Source organism: Candidatus Nomurabacteria bacterium (assembly GCA_020632075.1).
In the GTDB taxonomy this organism is placed as follows: Bacteria; Patescibacteriota; Minisyncoccia; order Phycocordibacterales; family UBA918; genus OLB19.
Map to the genome: position 1 here is coordinate 886,109 of JACKGH010000001.1, position 21,782 is coordinate 907,890.

The 21,782-nt window shown below is 49.3% G+C and carries 23 protein-coding genes; 19 read left to right on the forward strand and 4 right to left on the reverse strand.

Features of this window, described 5'->3' with window-relative positions:
• Positions 1-6: 6 nt before the first annotated feature.
• The 6 genes from H6786_04340 (at position 7) to pgk (ending at position 7,000) form a co-directional block, all read left to right on the forward strand.
• Complete coding sequence (locus H6786_04340; GenBank protein MCB9816595.1) at positions 7-1,236, forward strand: type II secretion system F family protein; 1,230 nt, start codon at positions 7-9, stop codon at positions 1,234-1,236.
• A 7-nt stretch (positions 1,237-1,243) separates the two neighbouring features.
• Positions 1,244-3,007, forward strand: coding sequence for a hypothetical protein (locus tag H6786_04345; protein ID MCB9816596.1), 1,764 nt, complete (start codon positions 1,244-1,246; stop codon positions 3,005-3,007).
• Positions 3,008-3,009: 2 nt separating this feature from the next.
• Positions 3,010-3,624 carry a type II secretion system protein gene (locus H6786_04350; GenBank protein ID MCB9816597.1) on the forward strand — a complete coding sequence of 205 codons (615 nt, stop codon included), beginning with the start codon at positions 3,010-3,012 and terminating at the stop codon, positions 3,622-3,624.
• A 4-nt stretch (positions 3,625-3,628) separates the two neighbouring features.
• Positions 3,629-5,053 (forward strand): hypothetical protein, encoded by a 1,425-nt coding sequence (locus H6786_04355; protein MCB9816598.1) that lies wholly within the window; start codon positions 3,629-3,631, stop codon positions 5,051-5,053.
• A gap of 64 nt (positions 5,054-5,117) precedes the next feature.
• Entirely contained in the window at positions 5,118-5,876 is a 759-nt protein-coding gene (locus H6786_04360; GenBank protein ID MCB9816599.1) for a triose-phosphate isomerase, read from the forward strand.
• A 5-nt stretch (positions 5,877-5,881) separates the two neighbouring features.
• On the forward strand, positions 5,882-7,000 hold the full coding sequence (gene pgk, locus H6786_04365; protein MCB9816600.1) for a phosphoglycerate kinase: 1,119 nt from the start codon (positions 5,882-5,884) through the stop codon (positions 6,998-7,000).
• Positions 7,001-7,041: 41 nt separating this feature from the next.
• Here pgk and H6786_04370 read toward each other — a convergent pair whose 3' ends face one another.
• Positions 7,042-7,440: an HIT family protein gene (locus tag H6786_04370; protein ID MCB9816601.1), complete on the reverse strand. Its 399-nt coding sequence runs from the start codon at positions 7,438-7,440 to the stop codon at positions 7,042-7,044.
• A 166-nt stretch (positions 7,441-7,606) separates the two neighbouring features.
• On the opposite strand from H6786_04370, the gene recJ reads away from it, so the two are divergent.
• Positions 7,607-9,298, forward strand: a complete 1,692-nt coding sequence (gene recJ, locus H6786_04375) for a single-stranded-DNA-specific exonuclease RecJ (protein MCB9816602.1) — start codon at positions 7,607-7,609, stop codon at positions 9,296-9,298.
• Here recJ and H6786_04380 read toward each other — a convergent pair.
• Positions 9,295-9,687, reverse strand: coding sequence for a nucleotide pyrophosphohydrolase (locus tag H6786_04380; protein ID MCB9816603.1), 393 nt, complete (start codon positions 9,685-9,687; stop codon positions 9,295-9,297). The genes recJ and H6786_04380 overlap by 4 nt on opposite strands.
• A gap of 105 nt (positions 9,688-9,792) precedes the next feature.
• Between H6786_04380 and H6786_04385 the strand changes: the two genes are divergently transcribed.
• From H6786_04385 to H6786_04415, 7 genes are all read left to right on the forward strand, one after another.
• Positions 9,793-10,572 carry a hypothetical protein gene (locus H6786_04385; GenBank protein MCB9816604.1) on the forward strand — a complete coding sequence of 260 codons (780 nt, stop codon included), beginning with the start codon at positions 9,793-9,795 and terminating at the stop codon, positions 10,570-10,572.
• Between the two features lie 84 nt (positions 10,573-10,656).
• Positions 10,657-11,358 (forward strand): ribonuclease HI, encoded by a 702-nt coding sequence (locus H6786_04390; GenBank protein MCB9816605.1) that lies wholly within the window; start codon positions 10,657-10,659, stop codon positions 11,356-11,358.
• 50 nt (positions 11,359-11,408) lie between these two features.
• Positions 11,409-11,822: a reverse transcriptase-like protein gene (locus H6786_04395; protein ID MCB9816606.1), complete on the forward strand. Its 414-nt coding sequence runs from the start codon at positions 11,409-11,411 to the stop codon at positions 11,820-11,822.
• A gap of 93 nt (positions 11,823-11,915) precedes the next feature.
• A complete protein-coding gene (locus H6786_04400) occupies positions 11,916-12,269 on the forward strand; it encodes a hypothetical protein (GenBank protein MCB9816607.1) in 354 nt (117 codons plus the stop codon).
• Positions 12,270-12,401: 132 nt separating this feature from the next.
• Positions 12,402-12,596 (forward strand): hypothetical protein, encoded by a 195-nt coding sequence (locus H6786_04405; GenBank protein ID MCB9816608.1) that lies wholly within the window; start codon positions 12,402-12,404, stop codon positions 12,594-12,596.
• A gap of 65 nt (positions 12,597-12,661) precedes the next feature.
• Positions 12,662-14,257, forward strand: coding sequence for a ComEC family competence protein (locus H6786_04410; GenBank protein MCB9816609.1), 1,596 nt, complete (start codon positions 12,662-12,664; stop codon positions 14,255-14,257).
• Between the two features lie 52 nt (positions 14,258-14,309).
• Complete coding sequence (locus H6786_04415; protein ID MCB9816610.1) at positions 14,310-16,637, forward strand: LamG domain-containing protein; 2,328 nt, start codon at positions 14,310-14,312, stop codon at positions 16,635-16,637.
• Positions 16,638-16,741: 104 nt separating this feature from the next.
• Here the strand turns inward: H6786_04415 and H6786_04420 are convergent, their stop codons facing one another.
• Positions 16,742-17,320 (reverse strand): superoxide dismutase, encoded by a 579-nt coding sequence (locus H6786_04420; GenBank protein ID MCB9816611.1) that lies wholly within the window; start codon positions 17,318-17,320, stop codon positions 16,742-16,744.
• Between the two features lie 54 nt (positions 17,321-17,374).
• Here H6786_04420 and H6786_04425 point away from each other — a divergent pair, with 54 nt between their 5' ends.
• Together H6786_04425 and H6786_04430 are read left to right on the forward strand one after the other, a co-directional pair.
• A complete protein-coding gene (locus H6786_04425) occupies positions 17,375-18,241 on the forward strand; it encodes an MBL fold metallo-hydrolase (protein ID MCB9816612.1) in 867 nt (288 codons plus the stop codon).
• A 59-nt stretch (positions 18,242-18,300) separates the two neighbouring features.
• Positions 18,301-18,648 carry a hypothetical protein gene (locus tag H6786_04430; protein MCB9816613.1) on the forward strand — a complete coding sequence of 116 codons (348 nt, stop codon included), beginning with the start codon at positions 18,301-18,303 and terminating at the stop codon, positions 18,646-18,648.
• Positions 18,649-18,748: 100 nt separating this feature from the next.
• Here the strand turns inward: H6786_04430 and rpmB are convergent, their stop codons facing one another.
• Entirely contained in the window at positions 18,749-18,991 is a 243-nt protein-coding gene (gene rpmB / locus H6786_04435) for a 50S ribosomal protein L28 (protein MCB9816614.1), read from the reverse strand.
• A 148-nt stretch (positions 18,992-19,139) separates the two neighbouring features.
• On the opposite strand from rpmB, the gene H6786_04440 reads away from it, so the two are divergent.
• The 3 genes from H6786_04440 (at position 19,140) to rpsL (ending at position 21,644) form a co-directional block, all read left to right on the forward strand.
• On the forward strand, positions 19,140-19,982 hold the full coding sequence (locus H6786_04440) for a DUF1439 domain-containing protein (GenBank protein ID MCB9816615.1): 843 nt from the start codon (positions 19,140-19,142) through the stop codon (positions 19,980-19,982).
• 81 nt (positions 19,983-20,063) lie between these two features.
• On the forward strand, positions 20,064-20,699 hold the full coding sequence (locus H6786_04445) for a site-2 protease family protein (GenBank protein ID MCB9816616.1): 636 nt from the start codon (positions 20,064-20,066) through the stop codon (positions 20,697-20,699).
• A gap of 531 nt (positions 20,700-21,230) precedes the next feature.
• Positions 21,231-21,644: a 30S ribosomal protein S12 gene (gene rpsL / locus H6786_04450; protein MCB9816617.1), complete on the forward strand. Its 414-nt coding sequence runs from the start codon at positions 21,231-21,233 to the stop codon at positions 21,642-21,644.
• Positions 21,645-21,782 lie beyond the last annotated feature (138 nt).

A 21,782-nucleotide genomic window follows, 5' to 3' on the forward strand; every position in this document is an offset into this window, starting at 1 on the left:
GTAGCTATGACACAGTTTACATACACAGGTGAAGATACGAGTGGAACCAAGGTCTCTAATACGGTCGAGGCTGAAGATCGCTTTGCAGTGTATGCTATTGCTCGCTCGCAGGGTCATACAGTTGCTTCTATTAAAGAGAAACATGGTGCTGGATTTGGTCGGTTCCTAAATATTGATAAAATAAATTTTTACTTGAATCGGGTAAGTGATGACGAGCTGATCATGTCGACCCGTAATCTCGGTTCAATGCTCGTAGCTGGTTTGACAGTACCTCGAGCGTTGTCGGTGATAGAACGACAAAGCAAAAATCCGCGTCTCAAGGGCACCATGAAACGTTTGGTTGAGCGTATTAACCAAGGAGATCCGTTTCATGATGCACTTAGAGAATTCCCTAAAACGTTCAGTGATCTGTACGTTTCTATGATACGAGCAGGTGAGGAGAGTGGTAAGTTGGCTGAATCACTGCAGACACTTGCGATCCAGATGGAACGTGCTAACAATCTTAAGAAAAAGATCAAAGGTGCCATGATCTATCCATCGATCGTCATCATTGTTATGGTGGTGATCGGTATTTTGATGATGATCTACGTAATGCCACAGATCACTGGTGTGTTTGAAGGTATGGATAAAGAATTGCCTGCTACCACAGAATTTCTCATTGCGACCAGCAATTTTCTTGTAGAGTATACGGTAGTGGCGATTGGGAGTATGATCGGTATTATCTTTGGATTCATATACTTTCTCCGTACAAAGTGGGGGAAGATAGCATCGTCTTGGCTGGTGGTTCGATTACCAGTCATTGGAAAGTTGGCTAAAGAAGCTAATGCAGCCAGAACGGCACGTACTCTCTCCTCTTTGCTTGAGTCAGGTGTAGACATGATCCAGTCAGTTGAGATAACTGAGGAGGTGTTACAAAATGTCTATTACAAAGCTGTCTTGCGTGATGCTGCAAAGCGGGTTGAAAAAGGTACTGCTCTTTCGGAGACTTTTATTGAAAGACAAGATCTTTACCCTGTATTGGTAGGGGAAATGATACTGGTTGGTGAGGAGACTGGTCAGATCGCGGGTATGCTTGGTGAATTGGCGATCTTTTACGAGACTGAAGTAGAGCGAAAGACGAAAGACCTTTCAACGATCATAGAACCACTGCTTATGGTGGTCATCGGTGGTGGTGTTGGTTTCTTTGCTCTGGCTTTGATCGCGCCAATTTACTCGATCTCAGAAGGTATTGGATAAGTAAGGTATGCTTTTGTGTAGACAAAAAGTAAACACAGGAGGATTCTCGCTCGTAGAGGTTATTATTGTATCGGCGTTGACAGTGATCGTGTTCGGTGCAATGTTCGCCTCGTATCAGTATTCACTGCGAGTCTTGAATCATGCGCAAGCGAGATTGAGTGCCATGTCAGTTGCTCAGGATCGAATGGAGTACTTTCGTTCGTTGCCATATGATGAAGTGGGTGTTGTTGCAGGGTATCCAGCTGGTATCATTCCGCAAAACGGCACGACGACAATGAACGGTATTGAGTTTGTTGAACGTGTACGTGTTGATTACATTGACGATCCAGCAGATGGCACAGCTGCGTCTGATAGTAACGGTATTATTTTGGATTATAAACGAGTGCGGCTTGAATATACGTGGAATATCGCTGGAGCAACTAGCAGTATACAGTTTATAAGTAACATTGTGCCGCGGTCAGTTGAGACGACCGCTGGAGGAGGTACAGCACGTATCAATGTAATTGATGCAGATGCGGGTTTGCTTCCAGGCGCAAGCGTCCGCTTGTATGGTTCTAGCTCTACCTTTCCGTATGATGTGACACAGTTTACAGATGCTTCTGGGGCGGCTTTGTTTAACGTACCAGCTGATAGTGGATATCAGGTTGAGGTGACCGCTAATTTATTCGGTGAGCAATATTCAACCGATGCAACATATGAAGCGACTACAAGTAATCCAAATCCAGTAGTTGCTCCGTTTACCGTACTTGAATCAGATGTTTCAACACTGACATTCCAAATCGGTGAATTAAGTGATCTTACGATCAAGACCTATTCTGACGTTACTGAAGGGCAGTTCAATGAAACCTTTGATGATCTTCTGGCGGTCGCTTCTAGTTCTGGTGTGGTCGGAAATGGTGACTTAGAGTTGTTTGATACTGCGGGTGTCTATGAAACGAGTGGATATGTCTTTTTAGGACCAATTACTCCTGTGCCGGTTTTAGAGTGGCAGACACTGCGGGTGTCTGCTGACACGCCAGTGAATACAAGTTATAAGATACAGTTCTTTACTGGTGCTGGTGCAGGTCCGTATACACTGATCCCAAATGCCGATCTTCCTGGTAATAGCACGGGGTTTGTGGGTTCAATAACGGATATTTCTGTACTCGACGTGGTGACGTACCCCTCAGTGTTTGTTGGTATTGCATTAAGTACAGCGAACACAACAGTGACACCAGAAGTGGAGGAAGTCGCTGTATTTTATCGTCAGTCTGAGACAGCCCTCGCAAACGCCACAGCCAATTGGCACGGACTCAAGGTGATTGGAACAGATGCACTGCTCGCTCCAATTTACAAACTCAGTACTACGACCACTACCAATGGTGCTGGTATGCGTACGGTGTCAGACCTTGAGTTTGATACATACACTTTTGATTTTACTGGTGATGGATTTGACATTGCCTCTGGTTGCGCAACCCATCCGTTTGTTCATGAAGCAGGAGTAGACGGTGAAGTAAATTTTGTTTTAGTTGGAAATGCCGCTAATACTCTCCGGGTACATGTCGTGGATTCTTTAGACCGATCAATTCCAGGAGCTTCTGTGCAGCTCATACGGACTGGTTACGATGTGACACAATCGACGGATAGTTGCGGCCAGACATTTTTCACCGGTGGAGTCGGTGCGTTTGCAGACTACAAGATCAATGTAAATGCAGTTGGGTATATCACGGAAAATGTCGATCCATTTGAAGTCGCTGGTGACGCAGTCACAAAGGTAATACTTACAGAGTAACTATGATGTGTTTCCAAATCAACAGGCAAGCAGGAATGACATTTGTTGAGATGATCGTGGTTATCAGTATTGCGTCAATTCTACTGCTTGTTATCACAAACAGTATTGTGAATTTGTATCGTAGCAACTCAGTAGCACTGGCGCAGTCAGGTGAGGTTGAGCAAGCACGGCGCGGTATGACTGAGTGGTCTCAGGATGTTAAAGAAATGACGAACGCAGAAGATGGTACTTTTCCTGTTGCGATCATTGACGAACACCACTTCGGGTACTATAGCGACACAGACCTAGACAGTACGGTTGAGTATGTTGAATACATCCTGGCAACGACAACGTTGCGAAAGTATACCTACGACCCTACCGGGTCTCCGGCGACGTATGACCTTACGACTCCTGATTCAACGGAGATCCTTTCATTGTATGTTCAAAATATTAATCAGGGCACCTCAACGTTCTTCTACTATGATAATGTTGGCAACCAGTTGAGTTCTACGTCGCCAATAATTGACGTGCGGTACATCAAAGCGCAATTCATTATTAATATTGATCCGAATCGTACTCCAGGTCAGTTTATGCTCAGGTCAAGTATTGCACCTCGTAATCTAAAGGATAATCTATAGACATATGGAACACTATCGCTCCTCACATCAATCACCTGGGTATCTGCTAGTATTAGTATTGGTCTTTGGGGCAGTTTTTTTGGTGCTGATCTCGTCTTTTGTTGGGTATGTGATCACGCAGAATCAAGTGGTGAAGTTTCGGTATGATCAAGCGCGAGCTACTGAGATTGCTGAGGCAGGATTGAATTACTACAAATGGTTTTTAGCACATTATCCAGATGATGTGACAGATGGAACTGGATTACCTGGACCGTATGTACATGTTTATAATGACCCAGAAGGGGGAGTGGTCGGTGAATTCTCCTTATCTGTCTCAAGTAGTACTTATTGTGGTAGTGTTTCGGCAATCACTGTTGAGTCGGCAGGTCATACATACGACGATCCAACTGCGGTGAGTGTGGTTAGTGCGCGATATGCAAAGCCAACAGTTGCCGAGTATTCATTTATTACCAACAGTGCTGTCTGGTATGGTAGTGATCGAGTGATCACTGGGCCGGTACATTCAAATCAGGGTATTAGAATGGACGGATCACACAACTCTTTCGTTGGTAGTGGGATTCCAGATTGGACTTGTACTAGTTCATTTGGCTGTAGTCCAGACCAGACTGTAGACGGGGTGTATACCACTAGTGGCAATGCCACTCCAGGGTTATTTTCCTTCCCTATTTCGCCGGTTGATTTTGCTGGTATCACACTGGATTTAAGCGACATGAAAGACCGCGCACAAAATAGTGGAGGGATTTACTATGGACCTTCAGGAGGATATGGATATAGAGTTACTTTTAATAGCAATGATACAGTTACGATACGACGTGTTAACAACACAAGTACGTATTGGGCTTATTCAGACACTGAGGGATGGCATACGTCTGAACGAAATGTGATCAGCAATACGACTTTGTTGGGTACAGTGGCGATCAATGCCAGTTGTCCACTTTTGTATTTTGAGGATAAGGTTTGGATAGAAGGTGACATTGGCATGAAGGTGGCGCTTGCTGCTGCTAATCTCTCTTTGGGTGCGCAGACAAATATTGTGATCAATAGTGACGTTGAATATGTGCCAGGTACTCAAGCTGGCCTCATCGCTATCGCTGAGGACGACATAGATATCGGCCTCATTGTGCCAGATAACATGCGAGTGGATGGTATATATGTTGCACAAAATGGTCGTTTTGGTCGCAATCATTACAGCACCTCGAATCTTAGTGGCTCCCTTGATCCATACGTGAAGCGAGACACTTTAACTCGTTTCGGTAGTGTGGTCTCAAATGGTCGAGTTGGTACAAAGTGGACAAGCGGAGGAGTGTGGGTCTCAGGATTTGATAATCGGTATACATCGTTTGATACTGATCAAGTTGACGATCCTCCTCCTCTCACTCCAGAGATATCTGACGTGTACGATTTTACAGATTGGCGACAAGAAGGATAAATGATTGAAAACGGCGGGGTCACGAAGTGACCCCGCCGTTTTCTGCGTGGTACAATCATCACGTATGAAAAAAACCACCCCCTTGATCGTCGGTAACTGGAAACTCAATCCAGTAACGCTGACCGATGCAGCTGCTTTAGGACAAGCTGTGGCAAAATCACGCAAGGCAATTCCGGAACCGTATGTTGCGGTTGCGCCGTCGTTTCCATATCTCGCTGAAGTTGGGAAGAAGATCAAGAAGAGTACTGTAGCGCTAGCAGCACAGGATGTGTTCTACGAACCAGTTGGACCGTTTACGGGGGAGGTGTCAGTTCCGCAACTTAAGGATCTTGATGTTGCTTTTGTGATCATTGGTCACTCAGAACGCCGCGCCCTGGGAGAAACTGATGAACAAGTCGCCAAAAAAGTCCTTGCAGTTTTGAAGCATCAACTTACGCCGATTGTGTGTATCGGTGAACGTGAGCGTGATGAACATGGTCACTTCTTTACCTTTGTAGAGTCGCAGCTCCGGAGCTTGGCGAGCGTGCTTACATCAGTACAGATTAAAAAGGTAGTGATCGCATACGAGCCGATCTGGGCGATCGGCACCGGTAATACCGCTACTCCAGATGATGTAAAAGAAATGCAGCTTTTTATTGAAAGTGTTTTGACAAAACTGTACGACCGCCCAACAGCAAAGAAAGTACGTTTGCTCTATGGTGGCTCAGTAAAGCCGCAGAATGCAGCTGAGCTCCACAAGGTAGGTGACATGCAAGGTTTCTTGGTTGGCGGCGCGAGTCTCAAGGCGGCTGATTTTGCAGCGATTATTACAGCAGTAAGTTAAAACACATGAAAGACATCACAAAGGCAGGCGATCTCCGCGGGAAGTATGTACTGCTTCGTTCATCACTCAATATTCCTCTGAAGGACGGTAAGGTACAGAATCACGTACGCCTTGAGCGCGCACTGCCAACTATGCGGTATCTCAAAGAGCATGGAGCGAAGACAATTATGATAGCTCACATCGGACGTGACCCGGAGGAAACGCTCAAGCCAGTCTTTGATGAAATGCAACGGTATCAGTCCGTGCATTGGGGCGGTGATGTGCTCGGTGATGAATTTAAAGAGCGGCGCGAGTTGATGGCAGAGGGAGATATCTTGCTGGCAGAGAACATCCGCCAACATGAGGGTGAGACAGAAAACGATGCAGCGTTTGTTGAGCAGCTTGCTGCTTTGGCAGACATCTACGTAAATGACGCGTTTGCAGCGGCACATCGTGAGCACGCATCGACCTACGGTGTTGCTTTAAAATTGCCAGCGTATGCAGGACTGACTTTTGTGGAAGAAGTCGATCACTTGCGAAAGGTGCTTGATCCAGCTGCGCCAGCCCTTTTCATTCTTGGTGGTGCAAAGTTTGATACCAAAATGCCACTGGTTGAGAAGTTTCTCGATATCTATGAGCATGTATTTATTGGCGGGGCGCTGGCGAACGACATTTTGAAAGCACAAGGTCATGAAGTAGGGCAGTCTATGGTATCTGAGGTGTCACTCGTCGATTCACCGATTGTGACCAATAAGAAATTGTTGGCGCCGATCGACGTGGTGGTGGATGGTTCTGAGGGTCGAGCAGTGAAGCGACCTGATCAGGTCACGAAAGAAGAAAAGATCTTGGATGTGGGACCAATGACGATCGACATGTTGGCTACGTACATCGAAAAAGCAGAAACGATACTCTGGAATGGACCGCTTGGAGCGTACGAGCTTGGATACACACAGGCGACAGAGATAACAGCGCGACACATTGCTGGGGCAGAAGGGTATTCAGTCATTGGTGGTGGGGACACTGTGGCTGCGGTAGAGAAATTGCAGATCAATGAGTGTTTTGGATTTGTGTCGATCGCTGGTGGTGCGATGTTAGCTTTTTTGGAGCATGGGAGCACCTCGGTGGTTGATTTGTTTTTGGAGTAAGGAGTAAAACTGGCCGGCCCCGAAGGCGCCGGCCGTTTTCTTTACAATGCAGTTTTGATCTGCTCAGCCTGCTCAGCTAGAACAGCATCATCAGCCGGTTCTGGTGTGCCTGAAATAGCAGCGCCAAGGCTTTGTTTTTCGGTCATTGGATAGAGCTTAATGTGTACGTGTGGTACCTCAAATCCCTCAACTACCAAGCAAGTGCGAAAGGTGCTGAATGCCTTATCAGAGGCTTTGGTTATTTTCTTCGCTACCGCAAAGATGTGTGCGTACGTTTCATCGTCGAGGTCAAAGGCATAATCAACTTCAACCTTTGGGATGACCAACGTTTGGCCTGAAATAGCCGGGAATTTATCCATTACCACGACGCAAACATCGTCTTCGTACACAAACTGAGATGGGATCTCACGATTGATAATTTTGGTGAAAATAGTGCTCATATGCTGAAGATGGTACCATGGTAATTCAAATGTGACATCTTAGAATCATTTGACTACACTCTCGACTCGCTTGCTCCTTGCGCGCCCCAGCCAAACCCTCCCGCGCATAGTCGCTATCTCGCTGAGAGTGCAGCACAAATGCTTCTCAACCGTTATGATTAATTACATGTCTTCTTACGTTTTCCCTGATAATTCTAAAGAAATTCCAACCATTGCCGATGGAGTGTCGTCGTTGGTGAACCAGCTTTTGGCGGCGCGAGGAATTCTCGATACTGAAGAGGCTGCGGAATTCCTCGCGCCAGACTACAATTCTCAGCTCCACGATCCGGCACTCCTCCACGGTATCGATAAAGCAGTGGCGCGCATTAAGACTGCGATGGAAAAGAATGAGCGCATTGCGATCTTCAGTGACTACGACTGCGATGGTATCCCGGGTGCGGTGGTGCTGCACGACCTTTTTAAGGCGCTCAAGTACGAAAACTTCACCAACTACATCCCGCACCGACATTACGAAGGATTTGGTCTCAGCACTGAAGCGATCGACAAGCTCGTTGCAGACGGCGTGTCGCTCGCGATCACGATCGATTGTGGTACTTCTAATATCGAAGAAGTCGCCCATGCGAACAAAGTTGGTCTCGACATTATCATTACCGATCATCACGAACCAGAAGAGACACTGCCAGAAGCAGTGGCGGTGGTGAACCCAAAGCTTGGTGAGTATCCCTTTCCAGATCTCTGCGGCGCGGCGGTAGCTTTTAAGTTGGCGCAGGCAGTGCTGGCGGAAGTAGAACACGACCTTACCCCAGGCTGGGAGAAATGGTGGCTCGATATGGTGGGGGTGGCGACGATCGCCGACATGGTGCCACTGCGTGGTGAGAATCGTGTACTGGCACACTATGGCCTGCAGGTACTCAGGAAGTCGCGTCGCCCAGGCCTCCAACAACTACTCAAAAAGAATCGACTCAATCAGCTGTATCTTACGGAAGAAGATGTTGGTTTCACGATCGGTCCACGAATCAATGCTGCCTCGCGTATGGATACGCCCGAAGACGCGTTTCATATGTTGTCTGAAACAGATATTGTAAAAGCTGGTGAGCGAGTGGAGCACCTGGAGAAACTCAATACCGAACGAAAATCACAAGTCGCGCTTATGACCAAAGATCTCCATAAGCGGCTGAAAAACATGGAAGAAATTCCAGGTGTACTTGTGATGGGGCACAACGATTGGCGACCATCGCTCGTGGGGCTCGCTGCCAACAAGCTGGCTGAAGAGTATGGCCGGCCGGCGTTTCTTTGGGGAGTCGATGGCAACGGTGTATACAAAGGTTCATGTCGTTCGGGCGGCACAGTGAGTGTGGTGAAGCTCATGCAGGCAGCGCCAGAGGTGTTTATCGAAGCGGGTGGTCACCATGCGTCGGGTGGATTCTCGGTGAAGGAAGAACATATCTTTACCTTTGGCGAGCGGCTGAACCAAGCGATGGCGGAGCTCGGCGCTGCAGCCTCGGTAGATGAACCAACCATCGTCGACGCCGAGCTCCGCCTCGACGACGTCAACCAGCTCTTGATGAACGACCTCGCTAAGCTTGCCCCTTTCGGCTGCGGTAATCACAAGCCTCTTTTTGCGTTTCGCGCTGTCACGCCAAGCACTGTCGAACTGTTTGGAAAGACCAAGGAACATACGAAGCTCACCTTCTCGACTGAAAGCGGTCGTCTCGAAGCAATCACCTTTTTCAAAACCCCGGAGCAATTTACCGCAGAACCAAAGCCCGATGTGCCCTGTACAGTCATTGCGCACGCTGAACAGTCATTTTTTATGGGCCGCCGACAGATCCGGCTACGCGTTATCGACGTACTCTAGCGACCTTCACGGTGCTGCTTTTTGATCTGTAGATAGAGTGTCCCGCCAGCATCGTCTGGGTTGTTTTGTTTGCGGCTAGCCTTCATGGCTTCCGCCGGATATTTTTCTCGTACCGCAGCGAGCTTATCGAGAATGATTCTTTCTGTATCAAGATCGAGTAGAACTGCCATATCAAGGGCATAAATAAGCACGTCTGCGAGTTCCTTTTTTAGTTCCTCAAGTAGTGCTTCGTCACTTTTCACCTGCGCGATAGTCTTGTCGCTCCACTGAAAGAGTTCAAGCAGCTCGGCTGCTTCAATACTGATCGACTTGGCGATATCTGATGGGCGCAAGTCATTCCAGCTACGCTCTTCAAGGTATTGTTTGATCGCTGTTTCTACCTGTTTCATAAAACCATTGTAACGTAGTGTCGCATCAGGACGAACTATTGACATAAGTAATATTTAATTTATTATCACAACCAGTAAAATGATCGTCACAATTGGAGGACGTCAATGCAGATCGAAAAAACGATCCAAGATTCTATGACTTGGTTGAATGAGAACGAATGGTTCTGGATACTGGTCTTTGGAGCGGTATCCGGGTTGGTCATTGTCGTGATGATATACAACTTCATCCACGGCATGTTGCAACGCAAAGCTGCCGGTGAGCAAGTGCTGTCGCTGCCGGCCAAAAGCGCTCTGTCAGTTATCATGCTGGGATTGGCCGGTGCTGGTCTCTGGTGGGGTGCCACACTTTCGTATGAGCATCACCAAGTGCTCCAGAAAGTCGATGCTGAATACGTCGCGAAAGTCGATCGTCAGCAGCGCTTTGCTCGCTTGTACGAAGCGGTCAGTAAAGCGAAGATCGATCACTTGCCTCGGTCCATGTCGGTTGCGTGGGCAGCAGACAACTGGCATAAAGCCGAAGAAGCAATGCGGCTGCCGACCTGGCTTGGGTATGAAAAAAGCGAACCCGAGCAGATTCATGCCTGCGTCACCGGCGCATTCTCGGCTGATGAGAGTCAACCACCAATGGTCGCTGTGGTCACGATCGCCGATGAAGCCGATCAGCGAGCGTTACTGGTCGAGGTCGACAAAGCCGAGGACAACCGTACACCCCTGGTGCATATGGAGTTTCTGATCTACGAAACTGTCAATCAGTACGGTAAGCCGGACTGGCAGTGGAAGCGAAAAACGGTAGCGATCGAACTCTTTGGTTCGAGCGAGACTGACGCGAAGTATGCGGCAGTGGTCGATCGCATCATTGGCATCATCCTCAACGAATGTTCCTGATCAATGACCCACCTCGGTGGGGAGGCGCGCTGCAGTGCAGCCGCCTTTTTTGTTGCTTCGTAACTATGGTAGTCTGGTACCACTATGGAGACAGTAACAATTTTCACTGACGGCGCAGCGAAGGGCAATCCAGGAGCAGGTGGCTATGGTGCGGTCATATCGATTGGCGATACGGTGATCGAGATCGGCGACCGGAAAGAGCTAACGACCAATAATGAGATGGAGCTCCGGGCGGTAGTGAAAGCATTGCAAAGTCTCCCGGAAGAAGTTACGACTGCTGCGATCTATACCGACTCAAAGTACGTGGTTGAGGGTGCAACCGGCTGGATCTTTGGCTGGATGAAAAATGGTTGGCAGACCAAGGCAGGTACCGATGTGCTCCACAAAGAAGTGTGGCAGACCCTTGCGTCATTGCTTCGGAAAGTGCAAGTAGAATGGCACAAAGTACCAGGCCACGTGGGAATCATTGGCAATGAACGAGCCGACAAGATCGCATCTGACTTTGGTGCCAACAAAGCAGTGAGTTTGTACAATGGACCGAAGTCGGAGTATGGGCATGATATCGATGACGTCTCGTATGATGAAGTCAAAGCGGCCGAGCGCAGCGAAGCACGAAAGCGAAGTGCTCAAAAAGCCTATTCATATGTAAGCGCGGTTGATGGAGTGGTAGAGACACACAAGACGTGGAAAGAGTGTGAAGATCGCGTGAAAGGTAAGTCTGGAGTGCGGTTCAAGAAAGCGCTCTCAGCTGCCGAAGAACAGGAGATCATTGCTGATTTTTCGTAACAAAGACCTTGTGGGCTGGCTTTTCATAGCCTGTATGGTAGGTTGGCAGTATGAAACGAGTAGAGATATTCACGCGTGGGCTCTCTAAAGGTAATCCCGGTCCTGCTGCTATTGCAGCGCATATAACTGATGAAACAGGCGCTGTTATGTACGAGCTTTCTGAAGCTATCGGTAACGCTACTGATACGTATGCCGAATACTTTGCGGTCATCAAGGCACTGCAGGCTGCACAAGAACTCTTTCCTGATCAGAGTGATATCATCGTTGAACTGCGGCTGACTGACCAGTCAGTCAAAATGCAATTGAACAACGAGGAGGTGATCACCAATCCTGGGCTTGTACCATTTTTTATTGAAATTCATAACTTGCGGGTGGCGCACTTTCCGCGTTTGATCATCACGCACGTACGACGAAAACGAAACGTTGCCGTTGATCATCTAGTAAATACACTACTTGACGTCTGATCATAAGCACGGTACCGTCTTTATTTAGGGGCGCATGAAGTACTGCGTCAGTTCTTATTCCACCCACCAACAGCGAGTATAGGAGACGGCCGCATGGCAAAAGAAGACAACTCCCTAGAAGGACTGCAGTCCCGCCTGGAACGGTATCAGAACAAGCACCGCGAATGGCGCGATGAGCTCAAACGCCGTGAAGCAGACGGCTGCACTGATCAGGAGATCAAGGAAGCGAAGTCGCGCAAGTGCTTCTTCAAGACACTGGCCGCGATGGCACAGCGGCACATCAACCAGCTTTTGGTAGACGGATCTGCCTCGTCGAAAGCGGTTGAGTCTGAGGTGTCCGATGGTGGCCAGGCGACTGTCGTGCAGATGCGGGCCGATGCGCCGCCAGCGGTGCCGGGGAATCCCAAGCGACCGCCCGAGTTCGTTCGGTACAGTACCGGCGCGTAGTAACGCGGCCGGCCAAACATACAGCCATCTAGTGTGTTACTAGGTGGTTGTTTTCTATCTTGACGAACGGTGTGAATTAGATAAAGTGTAGGCACAAATTTTGTTCTTTCTAGTACTGGAGATCAACCGCACATGAGTGCATCAACCGCAAACCCTGCGCAGTCTATCGTGTTTCTGCAAACCAAACTGGAAGTGCTGAACGTGCAAGTACAAGATCAGACCATGGCACGTCATTTGACTGCCGAACAAAAGCGCGCGATTAACCATCAGCGTCGGACGCTGTGGTTGCAGATCGCTGAACTGCAGAAACAAGTGAGTATTGCGTAAGGTCAGGGGCGAAGTCGTGTACGACTTCGCCCCACATCCACTGCCTTAATGGGCAGTTTTTTATTTTGTCACTGGTAGAATACGGCATGCATGCTGGTTTGGTGTACGGAGGTCTGTTGGCGGTAGTGGTCGGTATTGGGCTTGAGACAGTTTTCAAGTGGTCGATTGAAGTTGCCGCGTGGTTGCTGGTGTTGGCGGTTGGGGTGGGGTTGGTAGGGCGGCGAAAAAGCAAAGCTTTTTCGCCGCTACTCCTTTTCATCACCCTTGCCCTCACCGCCATGGCGCTTGGCATGGTGCGAACACAGCATGTTGCTGCTCAGTTTGCTGAGTCACCACTTCAAGCGGCGGTTGGAGAAGAGGTATCGCTCACTGGTGTGGTGGTGACCGAACCAGACTATCGTGAACGAACGGTTCACCTGTATGTGCAAACAGACACAGATAAGATCCTCGTCACTACCGATCGACTTGCCCAAGTCTCATACGGTGATCAGGTATCGATCGAAGGGAAGTTATCGACTCCGGAGTCATTTACCACCGAGCTCGGTCGGACCTTCAACTACCCAGGATATCTTTTGGCGCGTGGCGTACAGTACACGATCTCTTTTGCCACTATCGAAGTGCTTTCTACTCGGCAGGGCAATCCAGTCATTGCAGCACTCCTGTCTGCCAAAGCACGCTTCATTGCTGCATTGCAGCAAGTCATCCCAGAGCCAGCCTCTGGACTTGGTACCGGTCTTTTGCTTGGAGTGAAGTCTGCCCTTGGTGACGATATTGAAGAAGATTTTCGCCGCACCGGCATCATTCATATTGTGGTGCTCTCTGGATACAACGTCATGCTGGTGGTGGCATTTATATTGTTCTGCTTATCGTTCCTGCTGCCGCTGCGTTGGCGTTTGGTGGCAGGGGTTGTTGCGGTGGCAGTCTTTGCCCTCGTGGTAGGACTCTCGGCGACAGTGGTGCGCGCGAGTGTCATGGCTGGTTTGGTACTTTTGGCACAGTTTCTCGGTCGGCGGTATCACGTACTTCGCGCACTGTTATTTGCTGGGGTGGTGATGCTCCTTCTAAATCCCTACTTACTCTTGTACGACATCGGCTTTCAACTTTCCTTTATGGCGACGCTTGGGTTGGTGCTGCTTTTACCGCACTTTGAATCAACAGTGATTGAAAAAGGAAAAAGTATCGGCGTGCGAGAATTTTTCCTCTCGACACTCGCAACGCAGATCGCAGTTTTGCCGCTTCTCATGTATCACATTGGTGAGGTGTCGCTCATTGCACTCGTGGTCAATGTGCTGGTGTTGCCAATGGTTCCGTTTGCGATGTTGCTCACTTTCGCGACAGGTGTGGTGGCGCTCGTTTCGGTCACTCTGGCAAGTGCCTTCGGGTATATTGCGTACCTTAGCTTGGCGTACATCTTGCTGGTCGCAGAGTGGTTTGCAAACATTCCGTTTGCGACGATCGTAGTGCCGGGTTTCGCGTGGTGGGGAGTATTGCTGATGTATGGTGTTATGTTTTTTATCTTAGTGTGGTACCAGAAACGAAAGGGGAGATCTGAAGGTCTACCGGACTGGGTGATCGAAGATGAGGAGGTGGTTGCTGGCGCGGAGCCGGAACTTCGTTCCGGCTCCGCGCCAGCTCACGACCTACCCATTTTCTTTCGCTAACACTCCGGCGCCCCTTCGGGGCGCCGGCCACATTTGCTACAATACAATCACCATGTCTGAACCTGAGTCAGTCGATCTACCATACTTCCGCTATGTGCTCATACTCTTTGCCCTAGCTGGTCTTGCCTGGCTCCTCTTTGGTCCGCTCCAGAGTTTTGTGTCCGCGAATCTGCAGATCGCTGAGACGGTTTCAAGTAGTGTCTCATCTCTTGAGGATGGACTTGTTGCGCACTGGACCTTCGACGGTGATGATATCAACTGGGCTGACACTTCAACCGAGGTCAAAGATGTGAGTGGATACAGCAATGACGGTAACGCTCGTGGTGATATCGCTCAAAATTCAACAACACTTGGTGTTCTCGGCCAAGCCATGAACTTCAATGGCACAACTGATTATGTGCAGATAGCAGACGATACTGAACTCGGTATTACCGACGCAATGGCGATCTCCGCGTGGGTGAAGCTCGATGACAACACACCAAACACCAAACAGTTCATTGTTTCCAAACGATCAGGTACCACCGCGACTGCCAATTACCGTTTATTGGTTGATGATGGCTCCACGTACGACAAAGGTGAGCTGTACTTCTCATACTACGCCGCATCAAATTGGCGGCATATTCGGAGTAATTATCTCATTCCCGATACCGAATGGCACAATCTCACTGCCGTCTTTGACTACGCAAATTCAGAGGTTGTCTTCTACGATAACGGAGTGGAAGTCGCCTCACCCTCCATTACACAAAATATTGTTGACTACAGTGGTACTGATGTACATATCGGCACCGACAGTTCCAAGACCGATTTCCTCGCCGGTGATCTTGATGACGTCCGTATCTATAATCGCACTCTCACAGCCGACGAGGTTAAACGTCTCTACAAAATGGGCGAAGGTGTAAAAGTCGCCACCACCCCCTCAGAAGGCACCCTCACCACCGGCCTCGTCGGCCACTGGACGTTTGATGGGAATGATATTGACTGGGGAGATACGAGTACGGAGATAAAAGATAGTAGTGGTAATGGGAATGACGGTAATGCGCAAGGCAGTGTGGGTGTAGACTCCCCGGTAATTGGTCCTGTTGGACAAGCATTGAATATGGATAAATTAGCCAGCGACTACATTGATTTAGTTGATAACCCACTTGATTTTGATGATAGTGATGATCTTACAATATCTGCCTGGGTGCGGTCGACAAATGTTACATCTGACCAGAATATCATCAGTGATCTGATTTCATTTGCGGGGAGTAGTCCTGGATACGATATGTATTTTGAGAGGAGTGGTAGTACGTATCGGCCCCGGTGTGCTTACCAGGATGGTACTGCTGGCGGCAGTGATGAGTATGTTGTCAATGGAACTTATACCACAGCTGTCGATACCTGGCGGCATATTGTATGTGTCTGGGATCAAGATGATGCCGATAACACCCTTTTATACATAAATGGAGAAGTTGATGTTGCTTCCCGTTCGGGCACGATCACAGCCGTTGGTTCTCTGAGTAACTCGTACGCAACACGCATCGGATCAAGGAGCGGACCTACCCCGGGAGTTTATTTAGACGGTGACATTGACGATGTCCGCATCTACAACCGCGCTCTCACCGCCGACGAGGTTCAGCAGCTGTATAGCATGGGTGAGGGGACAAAAATTAGTACCACAGTGAAATCAGCTAATTCACCTCTCGAAACCGGCCTCGTCGGCCACTGGACGTTTGATGGCCCGGATGTTCGTTGGCAGGATACGAGCAGTGAGATCAAGGATGCGACTGCGAATGCTAATGACGGTAATGCTACTACTACCATGAGTCCGGGTGCGTCTCCAGTTCGAGGCCTGTTTGGACAGGCACTGACCTTTGATGGGGCATATGACTATATTGAATTCGCTGATGATGACATCTTTTCTTTCACCGATGGTGCAGGCACAGATAAACCATTTAGTATCAGTGCGTGGATCAAGCCTGATGGAGGTGCGAATCAGTCCATTATCACAAAATTTTCACCGAGTTCAGAATGGGCATTTGCGATCAGTAGTTCAAGGCTCTCAATGTTTTTGTGTCATGCTCCGAGCTGTCTAACACGCATTGGACGCCAAGATTTCAGTGGCATGTCACCGTATACTGGTGAGTGGACACATGTTATGGCAACTTATAGCGGCTCGGAGACCTCGGCCGGTGTAAAATTATACATCAATGGACAGCGAGTCGATGATACTGATCTGACTTCAGGGTCTTACACCGGGATGAGCAATACTGCCAGTGTCGTCACGCTCGCTGGACCGCCCTCAGCGGGATTGTTTAGTGGAGAGATCGATGATGTGAGGGTCTACGATCGAGAGCTTTCAGCTACAGAGGTAGGGATGTTGTACCAGGTGGCGCAGTAAAGACTGTGGCCAGACCACAAAACCAATATTCTCATAATTGGTTAGATTGTAACTAAAGAAAACCGGGCGGCTCCCTTTGGGAGCCGCCCGGTTTTCTTTTAGTTTTACACCAACCGTCCTGACACTACTTCCCAGTTGAGATTCTTGAAGAAGGCGTCGATGTATTTGCCTTTATCGGCGGAGACGTAGTCACGCATGTATGAGTGTTCCCACATGTCGAGTGCAAGGACGATATCGAGATCGGCGAGTTGTCCCATGTGCTGTTCGTCGACCCAAGTCTGAACGAGCTGATCAGTGTGCGGGTCATGGTAGAGCATTGCCCAGCCAACTCCGCGTGTCTTGGCGATCTCCTTGAAGCGGGTGAGCCACATATCGACAGAACCCCACTGTTCCATGAGCTTGCTCTTGAGAGTGCTGTCTGGCAATTCCTTTGCACCACCTTCAAGTTGTGCAAAATAGTATTCGTGGTTGCGCATGCCACCGAATTCAAAACCGAGGCGACGCTGCATTTCAGAGATCGCAAACGCGTTGTTCTCAGGGTCGTTGCTGTACGCTTCGATCTTATCGCGGATAAGATTCACGTGTTTTACATAGCCGTGATACAGGCCAATGTGGTTTTCGATGGTGTCGTTTGAAATACCTTCGAGTTCAGGGATATCAAAGCTTAGTGGTTCGTATTTCATAACAAGTGGAGATTAACGGCTAATACTCTTTCATACGCATTGTATCATGGTGTCGTGTCAGAACGGTTTGTACAGATTCGGATAGCTACGCTCGGTTTGCTGTTTCTTGCTGTGTTGGTGGTGTGGTGGCCGGCCGCGATAGCGGCCGGCCCTGCGAATGAGTATCTCACCGTACGTTTTTTAGATGTAGGACAAGGAGATGCGATCCATATCATTACGCCGGATGGGTATGAGTTACTCATTGACGGTGGTCCTTCGGCGGTGGTGCTACGCCAGTTGGCAGTAGACCGGTCCTTTTTCGATCATTACATTGATGTGATGGTGGCGACGCACCCCGACACTGATCATGTGGCTGGATTGGTGGATGTGCTTGAGAGATATGAGGTCGGGATGTTGATTGAGACCGCTGCAGAACACGATGCGCCAGCAGCAGTGGCGTATGGAAATGCAGCGCGCGCCGAAGGCGCGCGCATCATCACAGCGCAAGCAGGTCAAGTCGTCCAGCTTGGCGCATCGACCACAGTACGCATTCTTTCGCCACACGGCGATGCGACCAACTGGCGGAGTAATGTTGCGTCGGTCATTGTGCAGGTGCAGTATGGGGAAGTGGCATTTATGTTGACTGGTGATGCTCCAAGCAGTATCGAGGAGTATTTGGCCGGCGCCTACGGCGCCGGCCTCAAAAGCCAAGTGCTCAAGCTTGGTCATCACGGCTCAGATACCTCTTCGAGCGAAGTATTTTTAGAAGCAGTACAACCACAGTATGCAGTCGTGTCGGCTGGCAAAGATAATCGGTATGGGCACCCAAAGGGAGAGGTCTTGTCTCGTGCTCGCGGAATGGGCACAGAGATCGTCAGTACTGCCGAGCGAGGAACCATCACCTTTCATTCGGATGGAAGTACTGTGTGGTTAATAGAATAGCTGGAATTTTTTTCATACTTTGGTATGTTGTCCCTGAATTCATCTGGAGGGTCATACCCATGCCGTATTTGTTCTTTGTGATCATAATCGCTGTGCCGTTTCTCAGTGTGGCGTATTTCAGTGCTACGCCAACAGGAGTACTTGCACACATCGCAACCTTTCTCGTCCCCGCGATCACGGTTGGATTCCTGTTTCGAGCTCGCGTCGAAGGAGGGGCGTACGTAGTGAGCGAATGGTCGTTCGGTAGTTACCCACTACTGGGGGTCAGCGCCGGCCTTTCCGCACTGGCAGCACTGTCGACCGTACACCTGATCGTGTCAGGAATTTTCCTGGCTATCGCTAGTCTCGCTACCATTTGGGTAATGCGAGAAGGCCCGGTGGTCTACGGCTGGGACGCCTGTCCCTAATGACCGAAGAGCGATGATCATTCAGACGCGACCCACCCAGTCGCGTTTTTTCTATAACAAAACGGGCGGTCCCTAAAGGGACCGCCCGTTTTCACCAATGCTAGATAAGTCCAGCTTTCTTCAGTGTCGCGTACGCACCGTTCTTAGCGATAGTGCGCAGTGCTGCTGCAGAAACGTTCACTGTCACTGTCTTGTCGAGTTCAGGGACGTAGATGCGCTTCTTTTGCAGGTTTACCTGACGCTTGGTCTTGCCGCCAGGATTAAACTGCGTCGCACGAGTGCGGTTGCTGTATCGGCCTCCGATCTGGGTCTTCTTGCCGGTGATGTCGCATTGCTTTGCCATACAAATAAAAGTATTTAGTGGCGACATCCTACCATGTTTATTTGATAATGCAACAGATATCTGGTAGATCAGCCTAAGATCCATTGACAAAAACTATTTTAATTATAGTATCCACGCAGGTTTCTAGCGGTTCAACAAGGAGAACCAAATGAAAGACACGCGTTCTGTTTTCAAAAAATACTTCTGGCTCTGGTTGCTTGGAGCAGTGATCGGTATTGGTATCGCGATTTCGTTTGTGCAGGTACCGGTGACGATCACCGAAGCGCAGGCACAGGCCATGCTCGATACCAAACTTGCGGAATTCAACGAGAAGTCCCCTGACACTCAGATCGGTCCGCTCATCCTCAAGTTCGGTGACGGTACTATGACGCTCGATGCGCAGGGTGTTGGTCCCGTTCTGAAGCAAACGATATCGGCCCATCTCTACGCCGACGGCTTGCCGGAGAAAAACGGCAAACATATTTACTTCAGAGCCAGCGACTTCGAGGTGACAGACATGATGGTCAACGACCTGCCGCCGCATGAGGCGATGGTCGAACTGGTCCAAGCTGGCTCGAAAAAACTCATGAAGAAGCGTGACGAAGTCCTGGCTGAAGAACCCAAGAAGGGTATTCTCAGCAGGTGGCGCTCGGTCGCGGCTGAGTTCGCCACTGACAAGGTGGTCGAGGTCAACTCCGCCGAAGTTGAGCGACTGATCGTGAAGTACAAGTCCGAGACGAAGCAGTTCCTCGAAGGTCTGGTTGTGTCATTCTTGCAGTCATCGCCGATCTATTCGCTTGATCACAGCGGCAAGGAAAAGCTGGCGGCGTCTGTCCTGACCGACATCACTGTCGCGCCCGGACAGGTCACGGCGGTCCTGAGTGGCATGGAATTCATGAAGACGCTCATTACTGCGGTGCTGACACTGCTGATCGCAATCGCTTGGGTAGCTATGCTGTTCTTCGGCGGCGCCAGCGGATTCGGTCTGGCACTCGGTGCTCTGGCTTCCTAAGCTGAGTCCGAAATACAATCCAAGGTCCCTCACTCGAGGGGCCTTTATCGTTCTTAGTATCTACGCTACTATGTACCAACTATGGAAATGATCGATATTGCACTTATATTCGCCCTCATCATGTCAGTCGTGATGCATGAGATGGCACACGGCTACGCCGCTAACTGGCTTGGTGATCCGACCGCGCGTCTCGCTGGCCGTCTCACGGCCAACCCGATCCCGCACCTCGACCCGCTTATGTCGGTCATTTTGCCAGGTCTTTTGATCTTGAGCGGTTCAGGGCTCATATTTGGTGCAGCCAAGCCAGTGCCATACAACCCATACAATCTTCGCAATCAGCGCTGGGGGGAAGCGATCGTGGCCGCAGCCGGTCCAGCGATGAACATCGTCATTGCGATCGTCTTTGCCCTCCTTATCCGCAATGCAGACGTACTTGGCTTTGGCGAGGTTTTTGTGCTCTTGGCGTTCAAGATCATCTTGCTCAATATTTTCTTGGCCTTTTTCAATCTGCTCCCGATCCCGCCACTTGATGGCTCAAAGATCTTGGCGCGTATTTTGCCTCGCACATTGGCCTATAAGTATGAAGGACTCCGCATGGTGATGGAGCGAAATGTCGCGATGTCATTTATTTTGATCATTGTGGTCTTTGTCTTCGTGCTTGGACAGCCGCTCTATCTCATGACCGTGAAGCTCGCGAACCTCTTGATTGGTTGGTAATTTGTGGTATTGTTGCGCTAGCTGTATTCGACGCCTGTAGACGACAGGATGTCATGTACCGGATGAGTGTCTACAGGTACACTCCAGGCAACGGGGTCTCCTCATTGCGGTACGCGGCACCGATTCTTTCGCGAGGATCGGTGCCATTTTAATACTAGGCAAAAGCTATAATTGTGGTAGTATCGAAGTAGCAAAGAAATGTTCCAGCGACGGATAAGGTAGGCGATCGGCTCCCCATAACGCCCTGGAACATTGCCAGTCGTCTACCGGGAAAAGCTGTGCAAAGCTCCCAACCCCCTTTGCGAACCCGCCCCCTCTCCCCAGGGCGGTTTTTTTAAGCAAAATCACGAGGAGCAAAGCGACGACTAAATTTTGCTTATACAGGCGCTTCGCCAGATTTACCTTCTTTTTCCCGAAGGGAAATCTGGCGGTAGCGAGCTGTACTAAGTTTCGCTTTAGACAAAATCTGACGCAAGCGTCCTCATCATCTTGCAAATTTACCTATATGTAGTACATTACTGGGGCTAATTTATGGCAACAATTCAACAATTAACCCGTAAGAAGCGAACCGACAAAGCACGAAAGAGTAAGCGTGCGGCTTTGGAATCTGGATTCAACAAGATCAAGAACCAGCCGAACACCTACTTCTCTCCGTTCAAGCGCGGTGTATGTACTCGTGTGACCACTAAGACCCCACGTAAGCCGAACTCAGCTATCCGAAAGATTGCTCGTGTCCGACTTTCAAACGGTCAGGAAATTACTGCATACATCCCAGGTATCAAGCACTCACTGCAGGAACACTCAGTGGTATTGGTCCGCGGAGGTCGTGTGAAGGACATCGGTGTGAACTACACCATCGTACGTGGTAAGTACGATGCGACTGGTGTAGATGAACGCCGCATGGGTCGCTCACGCTACGGAGCTAAGAAGCCTAAGGGAGAGTAATCTTGCTTAGCAATCGCAGGAGGCGAATCCTGCACAATTACAAATAGTTTATATTCGCTACAGATCATAGAGTGGTGATCCGCAAGGAGAGACCATTATGCGAAGAATGAAGATTGTTTTCATAACATCTCATTCTTA